The 21861-nt window shown below is 70.5% G+C and carries 22 protein-coding genes and 1 riboswitch; of the genes, 17 read left to right on the top strand and 5 right to left on the bottom strand.

Annotation, left to right across the window (positions count from 1 at the left end; translation table 11 throughout):
- Nucleotides 1-87: 87 nt before the first annotated feature.
- The 3 genes from ETU37_RS03780 to ETU37_RS03770 all read right to left on the bottom strand — a co-directional run bounded on the left by ETU37_RS03780 (nucleotide 88) and on the right by ETU37_RS03770 (nucleotide 1284).
- On the bottom strand, nucleotides 88-501 hold the full coding sequence (locus ETU37_RS03780; protein ID WP_129985550.1) for a nuclear transport factor 2 family protein: 414 nt from the start codon (nucleotides 499-501) through the stop codon (nucleotides 88-90).
- 273 nt (nucleotides 502-774) lie between these two features.
- Nucleotides 775-954, bottom strand: coding sequence for a hypothetical protein (locus tag ETU37_RS23410; protein ID WP_206053703.1), 180 nt, complete (start codon nucleotides 952-954; stop codon nucleotides 775-777).
- A gap of 138 nt (nucleotides 955-1092) precedes the next feature.
- Nucleotides 1093-1284 carry a hypothetical protein gene (locus tag ETU37_RS03770; RefSeq protein WP_129985549.1) on the bottom strand — a complete coding sequence of 64 codons (192 nt, stop codon included), beginning with the start codon at nucleotides 1282-1284 and terminating at the stop codon, nucleotides 1093-1095.
- Nucleotides 1285-1627: 343 nt separating this feature from the next.
- Between ETU37_RS03770 and ETU37_RS03765 the strand changes: the two genes are divergently transcribed.
- From ETU37_RS03765 to ETU37_RS03755, 3 genes are all read left to right on the top strand, one after another.
- Nucleotides 1628-2626: a potassium channel family protein gene (locus ETU37_RS03765; protein WP_206053702.1), complete on the top strand. Its 999-nt coding sequence runs from the start codon at nucleotides 1628-1630 to the stop codon at nucleotides 2624-2626.
- A 355-nt stretch (nucleotides 2627-2981) separates the two neighbouring features.
- The gene (locus ETU37_RS03760) at nucleotides 2982-3779 is read left to right on the top strand and encodes an S-methyl-5'-thioadenosine phosphorylase (protein ID WP_129985548.1); all 798 of its coding nucleotides are present in this window, start codon (nucleotides 2982-2984) and stop codon (nucleotides 3777-3779) included.
- On the top strand, nucleotides 3776-4852 hold the full coding sequence (locus ETU37_RS03755; RefSeq protein ID WP_129985547.1) for an NAD-dependent epimerase/dehydratase family protein: 1077 nt from the start codon (nucleotides 3776-3778) through the stop codon (nucleotides 4850-4852). Before ETU37_RS03760 ends, ETU37_RS03755 begins: the two co-directional genes overlap by 4 nt.
- Here ETU37_RS03755 and ETU37_RS03750 read toward each other — a convergent pair.
- Entirely contained in the window at nucleotides 4839-6176 is a 1338-nt protein-coding gene (locus ETU37_RS03750; protein ID WP_129985546.1) for a hypothetical protein, read from the bottom strand. The two genes, ETU37_RS03755 and ETU37_RS03750, sit on opposite strands and share 14 nt — an antisense overlap.
- 112 nt (nucleotides 6177-6288) lie before the next feature.
- On the opposite strand from ETU37_RS03750, the gene ETU37_RS03745 reads away from it, so the two are divergent.
- The 12 genes from ETU37_RS03745 (at nucleotide 6289) to ETU37_RS03690 (ending at nucleotide 17444) form a co-directional block, all read left to right on the top strand.
- On the top strand, nucleotides 6289-6942 hold the full coding sequence (locus ETU37_RS03745) for a glycosyltransferase family 2 protein (RefSeq protein ID WP_129985545.1): 654 nt from the start codon (nucleotides 6289-6291) through the stop codon (nucleotides 6940-6942).
- Nucleotides 6939-7616 (top strand): TIGR04282 family arsenosugar biosynthesis glycosyltransferase, encoded by a 678-nt coding sequence (locus tag ETU37_RS03740; protein ID WP_129985544.1) that lies wholly within the window; start codon nucleotides 6939-6941, stop codon nucleotides 7614-7616. The genes ETU37_RS03745 and ETU37_RS03740 overlap by 4 nt, the downstream gene beginning before the upstream one ends.
- Nucleotides 7580-8275: a class I SAM-dependent DNA methyltransferase gene (locus ETU37_RS03735; protein WP_338068600.1), complete on the top strand. Its 696-nt coding sequence runs from the start codon at nucleotides 7580-7582 to the stop codon at nucleotides 8273-8275. The genes ETU37_RS03740 and ETU37_RS03735 overlap by 37 nt, the downstream gene beginning before the upstream one ends.
- 1 nt (nucleotide 8276) lies before the next feature.
- Nucleotides 8277-9419, top strand: coding sequence for a molybdopterin-dependent oxidoreductase (locus ETU37_RS03730; protein WP_129985542.1), 1143 nt, complete (start codon nucleotides 8277-8279; stop codon nucleotides 9417-9419).
- Nucleotides 9416-9832 (top strand): hypothetical protein, encoded by a 417-nt coding sequence (locus ETU37_RS03725; RefSeq protein ID WP_129985541.1) that lies wholly within the window; start codon nucleotides 9416-9418, stop codon nucleotides 9830-9832. The genes ETU37_RS03730 and ETU37_RS03725 overlap by 4 nt, the downstream gene beginning before the upstream one ends.
- Before the next feature lie 9 nt (nucleotides 9833-9841).
- Complete coding sequence (locus tag ETU37_RS03720; protein ID WP_129985540.1) at nucleotides 9842-10525, top strand: response regulator transcription factor; 684 nt, start codon at nucleotides 9842-9844, stop codon at nucleotides 10523-10525.
- Nucleotides 10522-11673, top strand: a complete 1152-nt coding sequence (locus ETU37_RS03715; RefSeq protein WP_129985539.1) for a sensor histidine kinase — start codon at nucleotides 10522-10524, stop codon at nucleotides 11671-11673. The genes ETU37_RS03720 and ETU37_RS03715 overlap by 4 nt, the downstream gene beginning before the upstream one ends.
- 244 nt (nucleotides 11674-11917) lie before the next feature.
- The gene (locus tag ETU37_RS03710; RefSeq protein ID WP_129985538.1) at nucleotides 11918-12589 is read left to right on the top strand and encodes a Type 1 glutamine amidotransferase-like domain-containing protein; all 672 of its coding nucleotides are present in this window, start codon (nucleotides 11918-11920) and stop codon (nucleotides 12587-12589) included.
- Nucleotides 12590-12678: 89 nt separating this feature from the next.
- Nucleotides 12679-13125 (top strand): SRPBCC family protein, encoded by a 447-nt coding sequence (locus ETU37_RS03705; protein WP_129985537.1) that lies wholly within the window; start codon nucleotides 12679-12681, stop codon nucleotides 13123-13125.
- A 167-nt stretch (nucleotides 13126-13292) separates the two neighbouring features.
- Complete coding sequence (locus tag ETU37_RS03700) at nucleotides 13293-14666, top strand: NAD(P)-binding protein (protein ID WP_206053701.1); 1374 nt, start codon at nucleotides 13293-13295, stop codon at nucleotides 14664-14666.
- A gap of 86 nt (nucleotides 14667-14752) precedes the next feature.
- Nucleotides 14753-15745, top strand: coding sequence for an LLM class flavin-dependent oxidoreductase (locus ETU37_RS03695; protein WP_129985536.1), 993 nt, complete (start codon nucleotides 14753-14755; stop codon nucleotides 15743-15745).
- A 148-nt stretch (nucleotides 15746-15893) separates the two neighbouring features.
- Nucleotides 15894-17444, top strand: coding sequence for an alkaline phosphatase D family protein (locus ETU37_RS03690; RefSeq protein ID WP_206053700.1), 1551 nt, complete (start codon nucleotides 15894-15896; stop codon nucleotides 17442-17444).
- Nucleotides 17445-17516: 72 nt separating this feature from the next.
- On the opposite strand, the gene ETU37_RS03685 is transcribed toward ETU37_RS03690, so the two are convergent.
- Entirely contained in the window at nucleotides 17517-17765 is a 249-nt protein-coding gene (locus tag ETU37_RS03685; RefSeq protein ID WP_240755533.1) for a hypothetical protein, read from the bottom strand.
- A 115-nt stretch (nucleotides 17766-17880) separates the two neighbouring features.
- A riboswitch (cobalamin riboswitch) is annotated at nucleotides 17881-18100 on the top strand.
- Between the two features lie 133 nt (nucleotides 18101-18233).
- Here ETU37_RS03685 and ETU37_RS03680 point away from each other — a divergent pair.
- Nucleotides 18234-20624: a ribonucleoside-diphosphate reductase subunit alpha gene (locus tag ETU37_RS03680; protein ID WP_206053699.1), complete on the top strand. Its 2391-nt coding sequence runs from the start codon at nucleotides 18234-18236 to the stop codon at nucleotides 20622-20624.
- Nucleotides 20621-21670 carry a ribonucleotide-diphosphate reductase subunit beta gene (locus ETU37_RS03675; protein ID WP_240755532.1) on the top strand — a complete coding sequence of 350 codons (1050 nt, stop codon included), beginning with the start codon at nucleotides 20621-20623 and terminating at the stop codon, nucleotides 21668-21670. The genes ETU37_RS03680 and ETU37_RS03675 overlap by 4 nt, the downstream gene beginning before the upstream one ends.
- Nucleotides 21671-21861 lie beyond the last annotated feature (191 nt).

The following is a 21861-nucleotide window of genomic DNA, read 5'->3' as shown; positions in this document are numbered from 1 at the left end:
GCCCCGGGTTGGCCTTTTGCATTCGGATGGATGACCAGGGCGGCGCAGCGTTGATCGGTACTGAAGCCCGTGCGCTTCGGGCGTCGATCAGGAGTCCTGGGAAGGCGGCCGGTATAGCTGGTCGACCGCGGCGTCGATGTCCTCGCCGGTGTCCTCGACAGGCTCGACGTAGAGCCGCGCTGCGGCGATCCGGTCATCGCGGATGGTGGCGATGATGACCCCACACATGGCGAAACCTGAACCATCGGTGTGGTGGCCCCGCCAGTAGACCTCGCCCCACTCCGTGTCCTGGTCGCGACACGTTGCCAAGAGGTCAGCCCGGAAGTCCGGGACACCAGCAAAGACCGAGGACCAGTTCTCGTGGACCTGGGCTCGTCCCGAAAAGCGGCGTCCGGGATGTGCGGGTTGATCGCTCTGATAGTCGTCGGTGAAGTGGGAGGCGAAGAGTGCGGCGTCGTGGGCATTCTGTGCCTCGATGAGGCGCTCGAGAACTGTGCTCATGATGTCGAACCTAGAACGCCGCGGCGGCTCCGGACAGTCGGAGGTCTGCGTGAGGCATCCAAGCCTGCGTGTCGTCGGATGATTCGCATCAACGGGTCCCGGGACGCTGTGAGCCGGACCGTCTCATTGCGTAAACAAGGTCCGAACCGACATGCGTCACTTCGCCGCGTCGGGGCGGCCGATCTCCCGGATTTTCCGACGGGTCGTGGCACGCGTCGCAGCGGCCGGCCGAATAGTGCTCAGGGCCGCGCGCAGGCGTAGGAGTGGCAGGCGTCACGAGATCGTCGGCGGCAAGGCGATGAGTTTACTGTCGTCGAGTTCACCTGGCGTTGGGATGTCCATGTTCGCAGCGCAGTCGGCGAGTTCGAGAGCGCGCAGCCCGATTTGGATCAGTAGCCGTTCGATCACGTCCTGAGCCGATGACGGGTTCTCGTGCCCGTAGAGAGGCCTCACCCCATTTGCCCTTCGTAACACGAAGTGCGTTCTGCTCAATCTCTACACTCCGCGCAGCGGTTGTCTTCCCGGTGCGGCGAGTATGACGGCCAGAAGGAGCGTTGGTTTTCTCAACGTTCTGCGCGTCAGATCTGACGGCTACGACTCACCCGACTGCGCTGCTGGACAGTTGAGGTTGGGGCAGTAGTCCACCGCGACCATTTCGCCGGGATTCAGCTCGGCACGCTTCTCGTTGGTCTCGTCGAAGTCGATGACGCCGTGTGCGAGCTTCGTGCCGCAGAACTCGCAGTGCGTCGGCCACGGCTGCTGGTCAGAACTGTCATCGGTCATCCGTCCACGCTAGCCGCTCGCCGATCCGGCGTCGTACGCGCGACGCTGGATCGGCCCGCCGTACTAGCCGCGTACCTCGCCAATTCACCCGCATCATTCCTCCGCGAAGCGGAGATGGAGCGGATCGCGACCCGGGAGTCGTTGGCTCGCCAACTCGACCTGCACGATGTGTACGTTCCGCGCTGGCTAGACGACGCTTTCAATCTCGCGCGCGAAATCCGACGAATGTTCGTTGGCTCGGCTTCGTCGAACCCCAAGGTGGGAAGCGGGAGCGTGGCGTGAGCCTTTCAGCGCGGGTCCAAGGTCCGTGGCCTGTCCCGTCCCGATGCGATTTGCTGAGCACGTGGAGAGCGTCCGACGTATCGAGAGGGCCCTGCTCGCACTGGCCGTCGTAACGATCTTCGGCACTGTGGGTTACCTGCTGCTCGGGTTCACGCTCCTGGAGGCGCTGTACCAGACGGTCACGACCGTCGCCACCGTTGGCTTCCGGGAGGTGCGCCCACTCTCAGCTGCTGGTCAGGTGTTCACAATGGTGCTGATCGTCCTGGGCGTCGGCACCGTTCTCTATAACCTCGGTGTCATCCTCGAGGCGGTCACCGAGGGGCACCTCCGCGTGTACCTGGAGAGACAACGCATGGACAAGCACATCGCAGCGCTGAATGGGCACGTCATCATCTGCGGTTTCGGGCGGGTCGGTCGCGCAGCCGCGGAGTTCCTGGCTGCCAGCGGACACCCAGTCGTGGTCGTCGACAGCGACGCCGGCCGTCTCGAGCAGCTCGGCCACGGACTCATGCACCATGTGTGTGGTGACGTCACCGACGACGCAGTCCTTCGTGATGCGGGGATCGAGAGAGCCCGAGCCTTGATCGCCGCTCTCGACACGGACACCGACACCGTCTACGTCACCCTCTCGGCTCGCGCGATCCGACCCGAGCTGGTGATCATCTCTCGGGCGCGGACTGCCGAGGCCAAGGCAAAGATGCTGCTCGCCGGGGCAAGCCGGGCGATCAACCCACAACGCATCGGGGGTCGACGGATGGCAGCCTTCGCGCTCCAGCCGGATGTCGCGGAGTTCCTCGACGTCGTCATGCACGATGAGGACCTCGACTTCAGGATCCAGCAGGTTCGCGTCGATGACGGCTCCCGCCTGGTGGGTCATTCCCTGAGCGAGCTCCGCGTCGAGGAGAGCACCGGTGCTCTTCTGCTCGCCGTCCGCCGCGGAGCCGGCCAGCCGTTCGAGCCTCATCCACCATCCACCATGGTGGTGCCTCCCGGTGCTGTGCTCATCGCCCTCGGGACCCCGGCGGAGCTCGACGAGCTCGCCCGACTCGGCTCCCGATAACCTCCCACGGACATCGAGACCAAGAGAGTCATTCGCCGCAACGCGTTGTTGGCACCTTCGCGCTCGACGTTCTGGCCCTTCCACTCAGTGCCGACGAGGTCGAGCCAACGGAGTGGACGCCGACGGGGAGGTCCGGGTAGTCATCGAGAACCAGCACGGGACCGCCAACCACGAGCACCTCGGGCAGCTCGCGACGTACGCCGCCCACGCCGCCGCGGGTGGACACCGCGTGCTGGAGGCCTGGTTGACCGAAAGAGGTGCACCCCGCGCAGCTGGCTCCACCTGACCGCCTCAGCGACCGTCGCCGACGCGCGCGCCAACACGGCTGGACCGCCTGGACTGACAGACTTGCGTCATGGCAGCCAAGACCGCCGAGATCGCCGTGATCGGCGGGTCCGGCTTCTACTCCTTCCTCGACGACACGGACGAGCTCGAGGTGGAAACGCCGTACGGCGAACCCTCGGCGCCGGTCACCGTCGGGGAGGCGGGCGGGAAGCGCGTCGCGTTCCTGCCGCGGCACGGCCGTGAGCACGCGCAGCCCCCGCACCGAATCAACTACCGGGCGAACCTGTGGGCGTTGGCGTCGCTCGGCGTACGTCGGGTCGTGGCGCCCTGCGCGGTCGGGGGTCTCCGGCCCGAGGTCGCCCCGGGTGACCTGGTGGTTCCCGACCAGCTGGTCGACCGTACGTGGGGGCGGACGCAGACCTTCGTGGAGAAGGGCGCCGCGCACGTCCCGTTCGCCGATCCGTACTGCCCGGTGCTCTCCTCCGCGCTGGCGGGGCAGGACGGGGTGAGCCGCGGCGGGACGATGGTGGTGGTCGAAGGGCCTCGCTTCTCGACGCGCGCGGAGTCCCAGCACTACGCCGCCCAGGGCTGGACCTTGATCAACATGACGGGGCATCCCGAGGCCGTGCTCGCCAGGGAGCTCCTGCTCTGCTACGCGCCGATCGCTGTCGTGACCGACATGGACGCGGGCATCGATGCAGGAGCGGGAGTCGGTCAGGCCGAGGTCTTCGCGATGTTCGACCGCAACATCGAGCGGCTCAAGACCCTGTTGGCCCGCGCGATCGCGACGGTTCCCGACGGCGGGTGCGGGTGTGCCGCCTGGGCGGACGACATCGACCTCCCCTACGACGTGCCAGGACGGTCATGAGGATCCTCCTCACCGGCGCGGCCGGCTTCGTCGGCGGCGCCGTGGGGGAGGCTGGGGCGGCCGCCGGGCACGAGATGGTGCTCGTCGACGCGCTGATTCCCCAGGCGCATCCGGTCGACGCGACTGCTGCCGCGAACGTGCACCGGCTCGACGTCCGGGACGCGGCGGACGGCGCAACGTGGGCCGAGCTGTTGCGTGGCGTCGACGTGGTCTGTCACCAGGCCGCGATGGTCGGCGCCGGGGTCACCTCGGCCGACATGCCGCTGTACGCCGGCCACAACGACCTGGGGACGGCGGCGCTGCTGGCCGGCATGAGCGCGGCGGGGGTCCGGCGGCTGGTGCTGGCGTCCTCGATGGTGGTGTACGGCGAGGGCCGCTACCGGTGCCCCGACCACGATCTCCAGCGACCGGCCGCCCGCGCGGTGGCGGATCTCGAGGCGGGGCGGTTCGAGTGCCCGTGTCCGACCTGCGGGCGTGACCTGGAGTGGGCCCTCGTTCCCGAGGACGCGGACCTCGACCCACGGAGCAGCTATGCCGCCAGCAAGCTGGCCCAGGAGCACTTCGCGCGGGCCTGGGCCAGGCAGGCCGGGGGGTCGGTCATCGCCCTGCGATACCACAACGTCTACGGGCCGCACATGCCGCAGGACACGCCCTACTCCGGGGTCGCCGCGATCTTCCGGTCGCAGGTCGAGGCGGGCACAGCGCCCCAGGTGTTCGAGGACGGTGGCCAGATGCGTGACTTCGTGCACGTCTCGGACGTGGCGGCCGCCAACCTGCTGGCCGTGGAGGCCGTCGCCGCCGACGCACCCGGCGACGTTCGCGCGTTCAACGTCTGCTCGGGCACGCCCGTGAGCATCGCCGACGTCGCCGGCCTCGTCGCGCGGGGGACCGGCGCCGACCTGTCGCCCGTCGTCACCGGTGGCTACCGTCCCGGCGACGTCCGGCACGTCGTCGCCTCGCCGGAGCGAGCCGCGGCCGAGCTCGGCTTCCGAGCCGCCGTGCGTCCCGACGCCGGGCTCGTCGAGTTCGCCTCGGCGCCGCTGCGGCAGACCCGACCGGTCACCAGCCGGTGAAGAGCAGGTGCTGTACGAGCAGGGCGAAGCCGGCCTGCGCGGCCAGCGCGGGCCGTTGCCACCGGTCGGGAAGCAGCGCGCACGACAGGAGCAGCCACGGCACGAAGGGAAGCCAGATCCGCTCGACCTCGGCCTTGCTCATCTGGGACGCCGTGGCCAGCAGCACCGACACGACGGCAGCGCCCGAGAGCGCGGCCACCGCCCCGACCGCCCGCCGGTGGGCCTGGGCGGCCAGCGCACCGAGACCCGCGCCGAGCAACGGTCCCGTGGCGAAGAGGAGGGCGGCGGGTCCGCCCCACAGCCAGTACGCCGCCGGTCTTCTGCCGCCCACACCCTCGAAGTAGCGGTCGCGGATCGCCGGAAGGGCCTCGGCGTACGAGAACCCGAACGCGTGGAACACGGCCACCACACCGAGAGCGGCGAGCGCGGCAGGAACAAGCGGGCGCCACGAACCACCCAGCCACATCACGGCGAGGGCGAGCACGCCCAGCAGCGGCAGACCGTAGGAGAGCATGACGCAGTAGCCGAGCAGCAGTCCCGCGAGCAGCGCCCACGTGACACTGCGTCGGGTCGAGGCCGCCGCCAGCGCCGCGAGGCCCCAGGCGGCGACCGCCGCGAACATGGCGTCGGCCGAGACGGCCTGCCAGATCGCGGCCGGGCCGACGACGAGGTAGGGCGCGGCGCGACGAGCCAGGTCCTCCGCGCCGAGCGTCCGAACGGTCACGAGGGTCGCGACGGCGGTGGTGGCGGCGAGGAGCACCACCACCACCCCGGCGGCCAGGCCCGAGCCGAGCCCGATGCGGACGAGGGCGACGAAGAAGACCAGGGCGCCCGGCGGGTGGCCGGCGATGTGCACGGGCCAGTTGTCGGGCGCGGCGTCGTACCGGATGCGGGAGACGTACTCGCGCAACGTCGCGGGCAGGTCGTCCGTCGCCCTGGCCGTCTGCAGGTACTCGTAGTCGGTGCCCAGGATGTGCCCGACCCCGGAGATGCCGTCGACGAGCGCCAGGGACAGCATCCACGCCAGCCCGGCCAGGAACGTGACAAGCAGCAGGGTGCGCCACCGGAGCGAGCGTGCCCGACCAGCGAACCCGTGCCCGAGCAGCACCGCCAGGGCGAGCGCCGGCACCGTGCCGACACCCCACCGTGGGTCCCACCGGGCGTGCAACGGAGGGAACGAGTTCACGCGGACGTTCCACCCGGCGAGGGCGGGGACAAGCACCGCCGCGACCATCAGGACCAGGGCAACGGTCAGGCCTCGGCGAGCCGCCCGATCGACGGCCGAGCCGCGCAGCCGTGCGACGCGATCCGCGGTCTGGGACATGGCCTCACCGTACGGAGGATCGCGGACGGCCAGCACGGTCCCGCTGAGACGTCAGCCTTTCGTAAGAGTTGACCGGGTCTCCCAGGGTCCAGGCGTCACTACGTTCGTGTGCATGACGGACTGCGACCTCCTGCTCCCGTGCCGGGACGAGGGACCCGCCTTGCGGGGCCTCCTTCCACGCGTCCCGGCCGGCTTCCAGGTGATCGTCGTCGACAACGGCTCCCGCGACGACACCGCCGCGGTCGCCGTCGCATGGGGGGCCACCGTCGTGTCCGAGGCGACACCCGGCTACGGCGCGGCCGTGCACGCGGGCCTTCTCGCCTCCACGAGCGAGTTCGTGGCGGTCATGGACGGCGACGGGTCGTTCGACCCCGACGACCTGCTGCCGCTCCTCGACGACGTGATCGGGGGTGCCACGATGTCGACGGGCCGGCGCCGTCCGGTGAGCCGCGGCGTCTGGCCGTGGCACGCCCGAACGGGCAACGCCGTCGTGCTCTGGTGGCTGCGGCGACGGATCGGCACCCACGTCCGCGACATCGCCCCGATGCGGGTCGCCCGCCGGGCGGACCTGCTGGACCTCGACGTCCAGGACCGACGCTTCGGCTACCCGGTCGAGCTCCTGCAGAAGGCGACGGCAGCGGGCTGGACCATCAGCGAGCACCCGGTTGCCTACCACCCAAGGGCAGCCGGAACCAGGTCCAAGGTGTCGGGCTCGGTGCGTGGGAGCATTCGTGCGGCACGAGACTTCGCGCGGGTTCTGGCATGAGCCCGCCTGTCGCGCTGGTGATGGCCAAGGCCCCCGTTGCCGGCCGCGCGAAGACTCGGCTCGGGCGGCACGTCGGCGCGGACGCGGCCGCCCGCCTGGCCGCCGCAGCGCTGGCGGACACCCTGGACGCGTGCACCTCCGCCTTCGGTGCCGACCGGTGCTACCTCGCCCTCGACGGTGACCTTGGCGAGGCGCCCGGGCACGACGAGCTCCAGTCTCTGCTCGTCGGCTGGTCCGTCGTGCGACAGCGAGGGGAGGGGTTGGGGCACCGACTCGCTCACGCCCAGCGCGACGTGGGCGTTCTCGCCCGGGCGGCCGTCGTCCAGATCGGGATGGACACGCCCCAGGTGACGCCCGCCGAGCTCGGGGACGTGGCACACCGCGTCGACCGGACCGACGCCGTCCTCGGTGCCGCCGAGGACGGCGGCTGGTGGGTCCTGGCCCTCCGCACGCCGGCACTCGCGCGTTGCCTCACCCAGGTCGCGATGTCGACCGACCGGACCGGAGCCGACACCCGGGCGGCGCTGGTCTCCGCCGGCGCGCAGGTGGTCGATGCCCCGACCCTTCGCGACGTGGACGAGGCTGAGGACGCGGTTCTCGTTGCGGAGTCCGCGCCGCACCTGCGCTTCTCCCGGCAGTGGGCGGCCGAGGTCGCAGAGTTGGCCTTCCGGTGACCAGCCCCGAGGCGCTGCCGGCGACTCCCGTGTTCGCGGAGGCCTACAGGCACGCCCTCCGTGGCGAGCCGTGCCTCGTCCACGGGGTCGACGGGGTCGACAGGCCACCCCACAGGCTCCCGCTCGCGGCATGGAGCGCCGCCGCACGCTCGTCGGACCGCCGACTGCTCGCGCACTGTGTCGGGGCCACGCTCGACATCGGCTGTGGCCCGGGGCGGATGAGTGAGCACCTCGCCCAGCGCGGAGGGTCCGTGCTCGGCATCGACGTCGTCGCCGAGGCCGTGCGGCAGACCCGAGCACGGGGCGTCGGTGCACTGGTGCGCGACGTCTTCGACCCCCTGCCCGGCGAGGGCCGTTGGGACACCGCCCTGCTGGCCGACGGCAACCTCGGCATCGGGGGCGATCCGGCTCGACTGCTGCGACGGATTCATCAGCTGCTGGCACCTCACGGCCGTGTCGTCGCCGACGTCGCCGCCCCGGGTGCAGGCGTGCGGACCCGCGAGGTCACCCTGGAGTGCGCCGGGCGCCGCAGCGAGCCGTTCCCGTGGACGTTCGTCGGTGCGGAACGGGTCGGCTCGCTGGCCGTCCTGACGGGCTTCTCGGTGACCCTCCTCGACCGGATCGGCGCCCGTTGGTTCGTCGTGCTCGAGAAGGTGTGACGTGCGGGTTCCCGACGAGTCCGACGTTCGTTCGCACCTGCGCAGCCCGGAGGTGGCCGCCAGGGTGGGACTGTGGCTGGGCATCTGCTTCGCCGTCGCGTTCTTGACCGGCCTGTACAGCCACGCGTTGCAGGATCCGCCGTCGTGGTTCGTTCCGCTGCGCCGCCCCGTGTGGTCGTACCGGGTCAGCCAGGGACTGCACTACCTGGCCGGCACCGCCTGCGTGCCCCTGCTGCTGGTCAAGCTGTACGCGGTCTACCCGAAGCTCTTCGCCCGGCCGCCCTGGCTGGATCGTGCAGCCCTGCTTCGGCACGGGCTGGAACGGGCGTCGATCGCGCTGCTCGTCGCGTCGTCGTTGTTCCAGGTGGCCACCGGGCTCGCCAACTCCACGCAGTGGTACCCCTGGGCCTTCTCCTTCCGGTCGACCCACTACGCCGTCGCCTGGGTGGCGATCGGGTCGCTGCTGGTGCACGTCGCGGTGAAGCTTCCGACCATCCGCGCCGCTCTGCGCGCCGACCCCGCGGCGAGCGGCCCGGGGCCCCGTGCGGAGGGCGGGCTCAGCCGTCGGGCACTGATCAGGACGACGTACCTGGCCACCGGGCTGGTCGTGGTCTCGGTCGCCGGGAGCGCTGTCCCGTGGCTGCGCCGGGTGTCGGTCTTCGAGAACCACTTCGTGCCCTCGGGTGGCATCCCGATCAACAAGACCGCCCGCAGGGCCGGCGTGACCGTACTGTCGACGGATCCCGGTTGGCGTCTCGAGGTGGTGCACGGACAGCGCACGGCCAGCCTCTCGCGCGAGGACCTGCGCGCGCTTCCGCGGCAGGTCGCGCGGCTGCCCATCGCGTGCGTCGAGGGGTGGAGCGCATCGGGGGAGTGGGACGGCGTGCGGGTCCGTGACCTGCTCGCCCTCGTCGGCGCGCCCCGCGGCTCGGTCGTGACCGTCACCTCGCTCCAGCCCGACGGGCCCTTCCGGACCTCGACGCTGCTGCCCGCGGAGTCGGACGACCCGCTCACCCTCGTCGCGCTCGGCCTCGACGGGGACGACCTCAGCATCGACCACGGCTTCCCATGCCGGCTGATCGCCCCGGGGCGGCCGGGGGTCCTGCAGACCAAGTGGCTGGCCAGGATCGAGGTCGAGTCGTGACGGCGCTGCGTCTGCTCACCGGGGTCGTGGGGCTCGCGGCGCTCGGCTGGGGCATCCGCCTGCTCCTGCGGCTGGACCTCGGCGACCTCCTGAACGCCGGCCTCTGGATGGCCGGCGCTGTGCTGGCGCACGACGCGCTCGTGGCGCCGGCGGTCGTGCTGATCGGTCTGGCCGCCGCACGGTTCGTCCCGACCTGGGCCCGTCCCGCCGTGGCGGCGGTCGGCGTCGTTGTCGGCACGATGACCCTGGCGCTCCTGCCGACCCTGGGACGTTTCGGCGCGAAGGTCGACGACCCGTTCCTGCTGAATCGTGCGTACGGCGCCTGGTGGCTGGCCCTGACCTCGACCGCGGTCGTCGTCGGACTGCTCGTCGCTCTCCGCTCGCGACGGGCGTCCGGCGCGGACGGTCCCTAGGATCGGGACGTGGGCCGCGTTCTCGTCGTCGACGACGACCACACCGTTCGTGAGGTGGTCGTCAGCTACCTGCGGGCCGGCGGGCACGAGGTCACCGAGGCCGGTGACGGAGAGACGGCGCTGAAGCTTCTCCGCGACAGCCCGCAGGACTTGGTCGTGCTCGACCTCATGCTCCCCGGGATCGACGGCCTCGAGGTGTGCCGACGGCTGCGGGAGCGCTCCGACGTACCCGTGATCATGCTGACGGCACTCGGCCATGAGACCGACCGCGTGGTCGGTCTGGAGCGTGGCGCGGACGACTACGTCACCAAGCCGTTCAGTCCGCGGGAGCTCGTGCTCCGTGTCGACTCCGTGCTGCGGCGCGCAACGCCTCGCGACCTGTTGCCGGTCGAGCCCGTGCAGGACGGTGACCTCGTTGTCGACAGTGCGCGCCGCACAGCGGTGCTCGCCGGGAAGGAGCTCGCGCTGACGGCCCGGGAGTTCGACCTCCTCGCCTTCCTGGTCTCCGCGCCGGGGACCGTGCACACTCGTGAAGACCTGCTGGCCCGCGTATGGGGCTGGTCGTTCGGGGACCAGTCGACCGTCACGGTGCACGTGCGTCGACTGCGGGAGAAGGTCGAGGCCCGACCGACGAGCCCCACGCGGCTCCTCACCGTGTGGGGCGTCGGCTACCGGTGGGAGGCGCAGTCATGAGCTCGGACCACCTGGAGATCGTGCTGATCGCGACCGCCTGGTCGACGGCTGCCGGCGTGGTCGGCCTGGCGGTCGGGTGGCTGATCCGGCACCGGTCCCTGGGATGGATCCCGCCCCTGGTCGCAGTGGTCGCCGTCGTCGCCCTGCTCGCCGGCATGGTCGGCACCGCGCGCGCGATGTTCCTGTCGGACCACGACTTCGGGGTGGTCGTCTGGGTCTCGGTCGTCGCGGGGGTCGTCGCAACCGCGTTCGCGACCGCCCTCGGCTACACCCTGGTCCGCACCTCGCGTCGCCTACGCGAAGACACGAGGCGGTTCGGTGAGGTCGGGCGCTTCGCGGGCGTGGCCCACGGGCCGGCCGAGTTCCAGGCGCTGTCCGCCGAGCTGGCGCGCACCAGCGATCGTCTCGAGGCGGCCCGTGAAGCTGCCTCGCGTGCGGACGCGTCCCGTCGTGACCTCGTGTCGTGGGTGGCGCACGACCTCCGGACGCCCCTCGCCGGGCTCCGGGCCATGACTGAAGCGCTCGAGGACGGTCTGGCCGAGGAACCGGCTCGGTACCACCGGCAGATGCGAGGCGAGGTCGACCGGATGGTGCGGATGGTCGATGACCTGTTCGAGCTGTCGCGCATCCACGCCGGGGTGCTCCGGCTCGAGCCCGAGTGCGTCGCCCTCGGTGACCTGGTCAGCGAGGCGATCGCCGGAGCCGAGATCGCCGCTCGGGACGGCCGCGTCCACGTGGGCGGCTCCGTTGAGCAGGGGCTCGTCGTGACAGCCGATCCCGCCGGCCTCACCCGCGTGGTCCGCAACCTCGTCACCAACGCGATCCGGCACACTCCCGCCGACGGCACGGTCGAGATCCGAGGTCGGAGCGTCCCCGACGGGGTCGAGCTGGCCGTCACCGACGGCTGTGGCGGCATCGCCTCCGAGAACCTCCCGCACGTCTTCGACGTCGCCTGGCGCGGCGAGTCCGCCCGGACCCCCGAGGGGCTCCTCGGCCCCGGCACGCAGGATCCCCACGCCGGGGACGGCTCGTCCGGTGCCGGTCTCGGGCTCGCGATCGTGAAAGGCATCGTCGAGGCGCACCACGGCCGGGTGCACGTCGCCAACACCGGACCGGGCTGTCGGTTCGCCGTCGTGCTTCCGGTTTGACCGGTTTCTGGCTGCAGGCGAGACGTCGGAGGCCCGTGGACCTCACGCCGACCCAGAAACACAAAGTTCCGGACAGTCCCGCTCATGACCCAGAGGTCGCGAGTTCATCCTGCCCCCGCTACCACCCCTGGCCTGGACTTTCGCCGGGTCATGCACCCGGCAGGACAGGCACGCTTCGATGAGTACGGCGGCGGACGTCGGTCTGCATACCGCGCCACCATGGTGATCGACATCGGGAGGAATCTTGAAGCTGCTTCTCACGTCCGGGGGCGTCACGAACGCCAGCATCCGCGACGCGCTGGTCGAGATGCTGGGCAAGCCCATCGCCGACTCCAGCGCCCTCTGCATCCCCACCGCGATGTACGGGCACCCCCGGAACGGCCCCGGGGAAAGGGCCTGGCGGTTCATCAGCGGACAGCAGCCGGGGAACCCGATGGTCGACCTGGGCTGGAGGTCGATGGGCGTACTGGAGCTCACCGCGCTGCCCAGCATCGACCAAGGGCTCTGGGTCCCGCGGGTGCGGGAGACCGACGTGCTCCTGGTGGCAGGCGGAGACGTCCTCTACCTGTGCCACTGGATGCAAGAGTCCGGGCTGACCGACCTCCTCCCCTCGCTGAGCGACACGGTGTGGGTGGGACTGAGCGCGGGCAGCATGGTGATGACCCGCGAGGTCGGGGAGGACTTCATCCAGTGGCGGCCACCGACCGGCGACGACAGCACGCTGGGACTCGTCGACTTCTCGATCTGCCCGCACCTCGTCTCGGACGGCATGCCCGGCAACACGATGGCCGAGGCGGAGCAATGGGCCGCCGGCATCTCCGGCCCGGCCTATGCCATCGACGACCAGACCGCCATCAAGGTCGTCGACGGCACGATCGAGGTCGTGTCAGAAGGCCACTGGAAACAACTGGTCTGATGTCGCGGCCAACAGCCCGGCCAGACACAATTCACACGCGCTTCGGGCCGACACTGGAATGCAGCACACCGACGGTGGACCCTTGAGGCGTGACCGGCAACGACCGGAGATTCGTCCTGGAGCAGGTGCGGGTGTTCGATGCCCCGGCCGAGCAGGTCTTCGGCTTGCTGACGGAGCCCGCTGGACTGACCAGGTGGTGGGGGCCGCACGGGTTCGCGACACCCGAGATCCAGATTGACCTGCGGGTGGGCGGCAGCTTGCTTTTCACCATGCAGCCGCCGGAGGGCGAGTCGTTCCATCTCTCCGGCGAGTTCATCACCATCGAGTTCCCCTCCAGGCTGGAGTTCACCTTTCGTTGGGACGAGCCGGTTCCCGACGACCGTGAGACGGTCGTTGAGTTGTCACTCGCCTCTTCCGGTGGCAGGACGACCGTGACACTGACCCAAGGGGACTTCGCCACGGAGGAGAGGCTTGAGCTGCATCGCAGCGGCTGGGCCGAGAGCTTCGAGAAGCTCGACGCGGTCCTCCATGCTTGAGGAGCCTCATACGCCAAGGCACGGCACTGTCCTCCCGAGTGACGATGCACGGACCGAGTCCGAGGCGGATCCCCGGCTGCGTCCTCTCGGCAAGCGGGCGCGCGTCGACCACGGGCCCGAGCTCAAGCCTGTTGACCGGCTTGTTGCGGCACGGTGAGCATGACCACGTGGTCGAGACTCTGGAAGCCGACTATCTGGTTGTCGGCGCAGGTGCGGCGGGGATGGCGTTCACGGACGCACTGATCGACCATGCGGACGTCAGCGTCATCTTGATCGACCGTCGGCACGGAGCCGGCGGACATTGGCTGGACGCGTACCCGTTCGTCCGGCTGCACCAGGCCTCCTCGTTCTACGGGGTGGCCTCGACCCTGCTCGGCGAAGGGCGGATCCAGCCGGACGGGCCGGAGGCCGGGATGCCCGAGCGAGCGACGGCGCCTGAGCTGTGCGCGTACTACGCCCGGGTCCTGCACGAGCGGCTGCTCCGGTCCGGGAAGGTGAGCTTCTACCCGAACTGTGACTACGTCGGTGAGGGCCAGTTCGTGTCACGCCTGTCCGGAAGGCGTTACGAGGTCCGTGGCCGAGCGCGCGTGGTCGACGCCCACTACCTGGCTCCTCGGATACCTGCGAACTCACCGGCGCCGTTCGGCGCCGCGGAGGGGCAGCGCGTCGTGGCCGTCAACGAGCTGGTCAGGCTCGGCGGTGCGTCCTCGCAGTACGTGATCGCCGGCGCGGGGAAGACCGCCACCGATGCCTGCATCTGGCTTCTCGACAACGGCGTCGAACCGGGCGCGATCTGCTGGGTGAGGCCCCGGGAGCCGTGGATGCTCGACCGAGCCGTGGTCCAGCCGGATCCGGTCGTGTTCCTGGGCACGGCGGCCGACATCATGGAGGCGGCGGCCGTCGCCTCGTCCCCTGACCAGGTGTTCTTCTTGCTGGAGGACGCCGGAGTGATGCTCCGGATCGACACGTCGGTGACTCCCACGATGGCAAAGGTCCCCACTCTCGCGCGGTGGGAGCTGGATCGGCTGCGCACCATCGAGTGCGTCGTCAGACTCGGCCACATCCGGCACGTGGAGCCCGGTCGGTTGGTGCTCACCGACGGCGAGGCGCCGATCGCGCGCGACGCCGTGGTCGTGCACTGCGCCGCGTCCGGGCTGCGGTACCGGCCACTGGTGCCGGTCTGGGGCCGCGAGGCGATCACGGTGCAGCCCATCCAGCTCGGCTTCGCCTGCTTCGGCGCTGCGCTGGCCGGTTTCGTCGAGGCAACGCTCGAGGATGACGACCTCAAGAACCGGTTGTGCCCACCCTCGCCGTTCTCGAACAAACCGGCCGACTGGATGCGCCAGCAGGTTCTCGGCGCTCGCGCTTCGTTCAGATCGGAGTCGCGGATCGAGAGCTGGGCCGATGCTGTCTCGCTCAACCCGGCACGGGTCCCGCCGGAGCTCATCGGCTCTCCCGCCCTGACCGCAGCACAGGAACGACTCCGCCACGTCGCCGCGCCGGGGATGACGCGGATGACCGAGCTTGCCGGCATGTCCTGAGGCGACTTCTCCCGGAGGGGCCGCCCTGCGACGACCTCGCCCGAAATCCCCCAGGCGGGGGATGACCCACGAAGGAGGATCGAGACATGTCCGCTCGACGAGTCGGTGTCGGCCTGACCCCCATGGAGACCCGTCGGGAGGTCGTGCTGCACCTCGCCGACCGGGCAGAACAGCTGGGTTACGAGGCGTTCTTCGTGGCGGAGGGCTGGGGTCACGACGCGGGCGTGCTCCTGGCGGAGATCGCCACCCGGACCAGCCGCATCACCCTCGGCACCGGCATCATCAACGTCTGGGGACGCACACCGGCCAGCATCGCGATGCTGGCCACCAGCCTGGCCGCGGTGTCCGGTGACCGGTTCGTGCTCGGCCTCGGGGCAGGCAGCCCACCCTTGGCGGAGGGCCTGCACGATGTCGCGTTCACGAATCCCGTCCAGCGGCTCGGCGAGGTGACGCGGCAGGTGCGCCGGCTGCTGAGCGGAGACCGCCTCGAGCCGACCACCGAGCGACGCATGCGGCCGTTGAAGCTGGCGGTCGTGCCGCAGGAGCCGATCCCCATCAACCTGGCGGCCCTCGGCCCCAGCGCCGTCCAGCTCGCCGGCGAGCTCGCCGACGGGTGGTACCCCTTCCTGCTGCCGCTGTCGGGTCTGGAGGCGAGTACTCGGCTGCTGCAGCAGGGCCTGGCGCGCGGTGCGCCGGACCGCACGCGCCCGACCATCGCGCCCTGCATCCCGACAGCCGTCGCGGACGATCCCGTCACGGCGCACGAGGTGGCCTCGTGGTGGGTGTCGTTCTACCTCGTCAGCATGGGGCCGCTGTACCGCGCCACTCTGCGTCGTCTCGGGCACGGCCCCGCAGTGGAGGAGGTCCTCGCAGCCAACCCGACCGCACGCACCTACGAGGTGCCCGAGTCGGCCCGAGGGTTGCTCGACGACCTCACGCTGTGGGGCGACGTTGCGCATGCTCGATCCACGCTGGACCGCTGGTACGCCGCCGGTGCCGAGGTGCCCACGCTGACCCTGCCGCCGGGCCGCCCCGTCGAAGAACTCGACCACATGCTCGAAGCCTTGCGCCCCACGTAGCGTTCCGACGCCTGACAGGACCTCGCCGGGCGGGCCGTCGTCCCGATGGACGACCGCCCGACACTTCACGGTCACCGGCCGGCCAGCGTTGCGTCGCCGGGGACTGCCTGACTGGACGCATCCCGTCCACGTCTCGGAGGTGCCACCCGTGGTCACTCGTCGTACCCGCCTGCCCGAACTGCCGCTCAGCCGCCGCAAGCTCCTCACCCTGACCGGCGCTGGTGCGGCGACGGCCGCCATGCACGGCTTCTCGTCCGCGCCGGCCTGGGCGCAGCCGCGCTTCCCGACCAACCCGTTCACCCTCGGTGTCGCGTCGGGCGACCCGGTCCCGGACGGGGTCGTGCTCTGGACGCGTCTGGCGCCGGAGCCGCTCGCGCCCGACGGCGCCGGCGGGATGCCGCCGTACCGGCTGCCGGTGTCGTGGCAGGTCGCGAGCGACCCGGAGTTCCGCGACGTCGTGCGCGCCGGCGCGTCGCCGGCGACGCCGGAGCTCGGGCACTCGGTGCACGTGGAGGTGTCGGGGCTGCGGCCGGGCCGCGACTACTGGTACCGGTTCCGCGCCGGCCAGGAGGTCAGCCCGGTCGGTCGCACTCGGACGGCGCCCGCCGTCGGCTCGACGACGCCGATCGCGTTCGCGCTCGCCTCGTGCCAGGCGTGGGCCGGGGGCCGCTTCGCCGCCTACCGGACGATGGCCACCGAGGACCTCGACCTGGTCGTGCACGTCGGCGACTACACCTACGAGGGCCGTGACGACGAGACGCTGGCACAGTTCCGGGTGAACCACGCGAAGTACAAGACGTCACCGGACCTGCAGGCCGCCCACGCCGCGTTCCCGTTCGTCGTCACCTTCGACGACCACGAGATCGAGAACAACTGGGCCGGCCTCGTCTCCCAACCCGACAACGAGGCCAGCAACGAGATCGGCCGGTTCACCCAGCTGCGCGCCAACGCGTTCCAGGCCTACTACGAGCACCTCCCGCTGCGCCGGCCGCAGCGGCCGAGCGGCCCGGACATGCTGCTGCACCGACGCGTCGACTACGGCCGGCTGGCGTCCTTCCACGTCCTCGACACCCGCCAGTACCGCTCGGACCAGCTGACCGAGGCGTTCCCCGGCGGGCCGCAGCACCCGGGCGTCAACGACCCGAGCCGCACGCTGATGGGGGACGCGCAAGAACGCTGGCTGTTCGACGGCCTCGACCGAAGCAGCGCGACCTGGAACGTCGTGGCGCAGCAGACGATCATGGCGCAGGTCGACTACGACGCAGGCCCGGGCGTCTCGGTCAACCACGACCAGTGGGACGGGTACGCCGTGTCCCGCAACCGGTTCCTCGCCCACGTCGAGCAAAGCCGTCCGAGCAACCCTGTCGTGGTCAGCGGCGACTGGCACTCGGCCTGGGTCAACGACCTGCGCCTGGACTTCGCGCGGCCGGAGACCGAGGTGCTCGCGACCGAGCTGGTGGGCACCTCGATCAGCTCCGGCTGCGGGTGGGCGGCGGCGGTGAAGGCGGCGCGGCCGAACAACCCGCACGTGAAGTACCTCAACCCGGACCGGCGCGGCTACACCCGCGTCCGGGTGACCGAGCAGGCGATGACCGCGGACTACCGGGTGGTCACCGACGCCACCGACTCGACCGGTCCGGCCGTCACGGACAGCAGCTGGGTCGTCCAGTCCGGTCACGCCGGCGCCGTGCCCGCCTGAGCCGGGCGTCGGGCGTCGTACCGCCGCACAGCGGGCCCGTCATCCGGCGCCGCGTCACCTCGAGCCGGCTCATCACGAGGAGCGGATCGCGCGCGGTTCGATCACGTCCCTCGCGATGTTCGCGTCGGCGGCCGGGTGTTCCACCAGGGCAAGAATCCTGCTCGCCATGAATCGCGCCGTACGAACAGGAGTGCCGCTCCGCGTCACCTCGGAGACCGTGACGAGGCCGCGCCCGGTTTCGATCTCGACCCTGCGACCGTTCCTGGTCGCGACGATGTCGTAGGTGCGGACCTCCCCGCCCGCATCAATCACGATCTCCACCCGATCGCCCCGCACACGTTCACCGTACTCCCGCGCCGACCCGCCTCACCTGGCCTCCGCCGAGACGCCACGCCGGCACTAGATGTGGTCCCACGGTTCTTGGTCGGCGCTACATATAGTCCTCGATGCAGCTGGTTCGGCGTGCTCGCCAGGCACGTCGAGGCAAGAGGGAACCCGGTGTGACTCCGGGACTGCCCCGCAGCGGTGAGTGGGAACGACAGCCGTCATTCAGCACTGGGTCACCGACCTGGGAAGCGACGGTCAGTAGGGGTCGACCGGTCCGTCCGGGAGGCGCGCCCACGAGTCCGAAGACCTGCCAGCGCACCCCAACCCGTCGGTTGGGGTGGTCCGAGGCCTCGTGGGTGGGCCGACGGCTCGTACGGCCCGCCGCACCTCGGCGTCGGCCGTGCCTCCCGTCCTCCCTCGTGACCTCGGATCCTTCGAGACCGATCTCGCGAGGAGAGAGAAGTGACGGTCACAGAGACACCGACCAGGACCTCGATGCAGGTCCGCAAGCGCAACGGCGACAGCGAGCCGGTGGACGTGAACAAGATCGTCCGGGCCGTGGACCGGGTCAGCGGCGACCTGGTCGACGTCGACCCGATGCGGGTGGCGACCCGCACGATCAGCGGGCTGTACGACGGCGCGACGACGGCCGAGCTGGACCGGCTGTCGATCCAGACGGCCGCCGAGATGATCGGCGAGGAGCCGCAGTACTCACGGCTGGCGGCGCGGCTCCTGTCGGGCTACATCGACAAGGAGGTGCGCAACCAGGGCGTGGCCTCGTTCAGCCAGTCGGTCGCGCTCGGGCACGCCGAGGGGCTGATCGGCGACGAGACCGCCGGCTTCGTCAAGGACAACGCCCGCAAGCTGGACTTCGCGATCGAGCTCGACGCCGATCGACGGTTCGAGTACTTCGGCCTCCGCACGGTCTACGACCGGTACCTGCTGCGGCACCCGACGACGCGGCTCGTGGTGGAGACGCCGCAGTACTTCCTGCTGCGGGTGGCGTGCGGCCTGGCGCGGAACCCGGTCGAGGCGATCGAGTTCTACCGGCTGATGTCGTCGCTGGCCTACCTCCCGAGCAGCCCGACCCTGTTCAACTCCGGGACCCGGCACAGCCAGATGTCCTCGTGCTACCTCGTCGACAGCCCGCGCGACGACCTGGACTCGATCTACGCCCGGTACGGCCAGGTCGCGAAGCTGTCCAAGTTCGCCGGCGGGATCGGCATCGCGTTCTCGCGGGTGCGCTCGCGCGGGGCGCTGATCCGCGGCACGAACGGGCAGTCCAACGGGATCGTGCCGTTCCTGCGCACGCTGGACTCCTCGGTGGCGGCGGTGAACCAGGGCGGACGGCGCAAGGGTGCGGCCTGCGTGTACCTCGAGCCGTGGCACCCCGACGTCGAGGAGTTCCTGGAGCTGCGGGACAACACGGGGGAGGACGCGCGGCGCACGCACAACCTCAACCTCGCCAACTGGATCCCCGACGAGTTCATGCGCAGGGTCGAGGCCGACGGGACGTGGTCGCTGGTCGACCCGGACCAGGCGCCCGAGCTGCCCGACCTGTGGGGTACGGCGTTCGACGAGGCGTACCGCCGGGCCGAGGCGGAAGGCCGGTTCGTGCGACAGGTCCGGGCGCGCGACCTCTACGGGAAGATGATGCGCACGCTCGCCCAGACCGGCAACGGCTGGATGACGTTCAAGGACGCGGCGAACCGGACCTGCAACCAGACCAGCGACCCGGTCCCGGGCGCGCCGGCCGGCCCGGTGGTGCACCTGTCCAACCTCTGCACCGAGATCACCGAGGTCTCCTCGGACGCCGAGACGGCGGTGTGCAACCTGGGTTCGATCAACCTCGCCCAGCACCTCACTCCGACGGGGGTCGACTGGGACAAGCTGCGGGAGACGGTGCGGACCGCGCTCCCGCTGCTCGACCGGGTGATCGACATCAACTACTACCCGAGCGAGGAGTCGGCGGCCTCCAACCCCCGCTGGCGCCCGGTCGGGCTCGGCCTCATGGGACTGCAGGACGCCTTCTTCGCGCTGCGGCTGCCGTTCGACTCGGACGAGGCGCGCGAGCTGTCCACCCGGGTGCAGGAGGAGATCTACCTGACGGCGCTGGAGGTCTCGAGCGACCTCGCCCGCCGGCACGGCGCGCACCCGGCGTTCGACCAGACCCGGGCGGCCGCCGGGGTGCTGCAGCCCGACCACTGGGCGGCGGAGCCGTCCCAACGCGAGCGCTGGGAGGCCGTCCGCGCCTCGATCGCCGAGCACGGCCTGCGCAACTCGCTGCTGGTCGCGATCGCCCCCACGGCAACGATCGCCTCGATCGCCGGCTGCTACGAGTGCATCGAGCCGCAGGTGTCCAACCTCTTCAAGCGCGAGACGCTGTCAGGTGAGTTCCTCCAGGTCAACAACGCGCTCGTGCGCGAGCTGAAGGAGCGGGGCCTGTGGACCGCCGAGGTCCTCGAGGCGATCAAGCGCGCGGAGGGGTCGGTCCAGGGCATCGACCGGCTGCCCGAGGACGTCCGGAGGCTCTTCCGCACCGCGTGGGAGCTGCCGCAGCGCAGCCTCATCGACATGGCCGCGGCTCGCTCGCCGTACATCGACCAGAGCCAGTCGCTCAACCTCTTCATCGCCGGGCCGTCGATCGGGAAGCTGTCGTCGATGTACCTGCACGCGTGGAAGGCCGGCTTGAAGACGACGTACTACCTGCGCTCGCGGCCCGCGACGCGGATCCAGCAGGCGACCACCAGCGTGACGGCGGCGACGCCGCTCGCCCTGACCACCACCCCGAGCGACGCCGAGGCCCTGGCCTGCTCGCTCGAGAACCCCGAGAACTGCGAGGCCTGCCAGTGACCACCGACCAGCACGAGACCAGCAGCGCGACGGACACCAGCGCGACAAGGATGCTGCTCGACCCCGGGATGAACCTCACCCTGCGGCCGATGCGGTACCCGCACTTCTACGACCGCTACCGCGACGCCATCAAGAACACCTGGACCGTCGAGGAGGTCGACCTGCACTCCGACCTCAAGGACCTCCAGCGGCTCAGCGCCGCGGAGCGGCATCTCGTCTCGCGGCTGGTGGCGTTCTTCGCGACCGGCGACACCATCGTCGCGAACAACCTGGTGCTGAACCTGTACCAGCACGTCAACAGCCCGGAGGGCCGGCTGTACCTGTCCCGCCAGCTCTTCGAGGAGGCGGTGCACGTGCAGTTCTACCTGACCCTGCTCGACACCTACGTCCCCGACGAGGCCGAGCGGCACGAGGCGTTCGCGGCCGTCGACAACATCCCGTCGATCAAGGCGAAGGCCGACTTCTGCTTCCGCTGGATCGACTCGGTGTTCGAGCTCGACGCCCTGGAGACCCGTGCGGACCGCCGGGCGTTCCTGCTCAACCTGATCTGTTTCGCCGCGGTCATCGAGGGCCTGTTCTTCTACGGCGCGTTCGCGTACGTCTACTTCCTGCGTTCCCGCGGCTTCCTCAACGGACTCGCCTCCGGGACCAACTGGGTCTTCCGCGACGAGTCGATGCACATGGCCTTCGCGTTCGACGTGGTCGACACCGTCCGGGCCGAGGAGCCGGACCTCTTCGACGATGCGATGGCCGGACAGGTGCGGCAGATGATGGTCGACGGCGTCGACGCGGAGGCCCAGTTCGCCGAGGACCTCCTCGGGGGAGGCGTCGCCGGGTTGTCGACCGCGGACATGCGCTCCTACCTGGAGTACGTCGCCGACCGCCGGATGGAGCGGCTCCAGCTCGAGCCGATCTACGGCTCGAGGAACCCGCTCGCGTTCATGGAGCTCCAGGACGTCCAGGAGCTCTCGAACTTCTTCGAGCGCAAGGTCTCCGCGTACCAGGTCGGCGTCGCCGGCACGGTCGGGTTCGACGAGGACTTCTAGCGGAGAGTGGTGTGGCGGGGCAGCCGGCCACGGCTGCCCCGCCGAGGGGATCTCGCAGAAGACCCCCGACGCAGGACCCGGCGGCCGCTAGGTGTACCCGGCCACGAGGTTGGTAGCAGCGCGCCTGCTTGAACGAACGAGAACCCCCGAATGGGATGTGGCTTGTCTAAGGCCCACTCCCACCCGGAGGT

The organism is Nocardioides iriomotensis (assembly GCF_004168035.1).
In the GTDB taxonomy this organism is placed as follows: Bacteria; Actinomycetota; Actinomycetes; order Propionibacteriales; family Nocardioidaceae; genus Nocardioides_B; species Nocardioides_B iriomotensis.
The sequence above is the reverse complement of the archived record's forward strand: the minus strand, read 5'-3'. Positions and strand labels throughout refer to the sequence as shown.

Coding starts and splice junctions, on each gene's coding strand:
- ETU37_RS03780 (WP_129985550.1), bottom strand. CDS start 501: ATGAGCACAGTTCTCGAGCGCCTCATCGAGGCACAGAATGCCCACGAC.
- ETU37_RS03770 (WP_129985549.1), bottom strand. CDS start 1,284: ATGACCGATGACAGTTCTGACCAGCAGCCGTGGCCGACGCACTGCGAG.
- ETU37_RS03760 (WP_129985548.1), top strand. CDS start 2,982: ATGGCAGCCAAGACCGCCGAGATCGCCGTGATCGGCGGGTCCGGCTTC.
- ETU37_RS03755 (WP_129985547.1), top strand. CDS start 3,776: ATGAGGATCCTCCTCACCGGCGCGGCCGGCTTCGTCGGCGGCGCCGTG.
- ETU37_RS03750 (WP_129985546.1), bottom strand. CDS start 6,176: ATGTCCCAGACCGCGGATCGCGTCGCACGGCTGCGCGGCTCGGCCGTC.
- ETU37_RS03745 (WP_129985545.1), top strand. CDS start 6,289: ATGACGGACTGCGACCTCCTGCTCCCGTGCCGGGACGAGGGACCCGCC.
- ETU37_RS03740 (WP_129985544.1), top strand. CDS start 6,939: ATGAGCCCGCCTGTCGCGCTGGTGATGGCCAAGGCCCCCGTTGCCGGC.
- ETU37_RS03715 (WP_129985539.1), top strand. CDS start 10,522: ATGAGCTCGGACCACCTGGAGATCGTGCTGATCGCGACCGCCTGGTCG.
- ETU37_RS03695 (WP_129985536.1), top strand. CDS start 14,753: ATGTCCGCTCGACGAGTCGGTGTCGGCCTGACCCCCATGGAGACCCGT.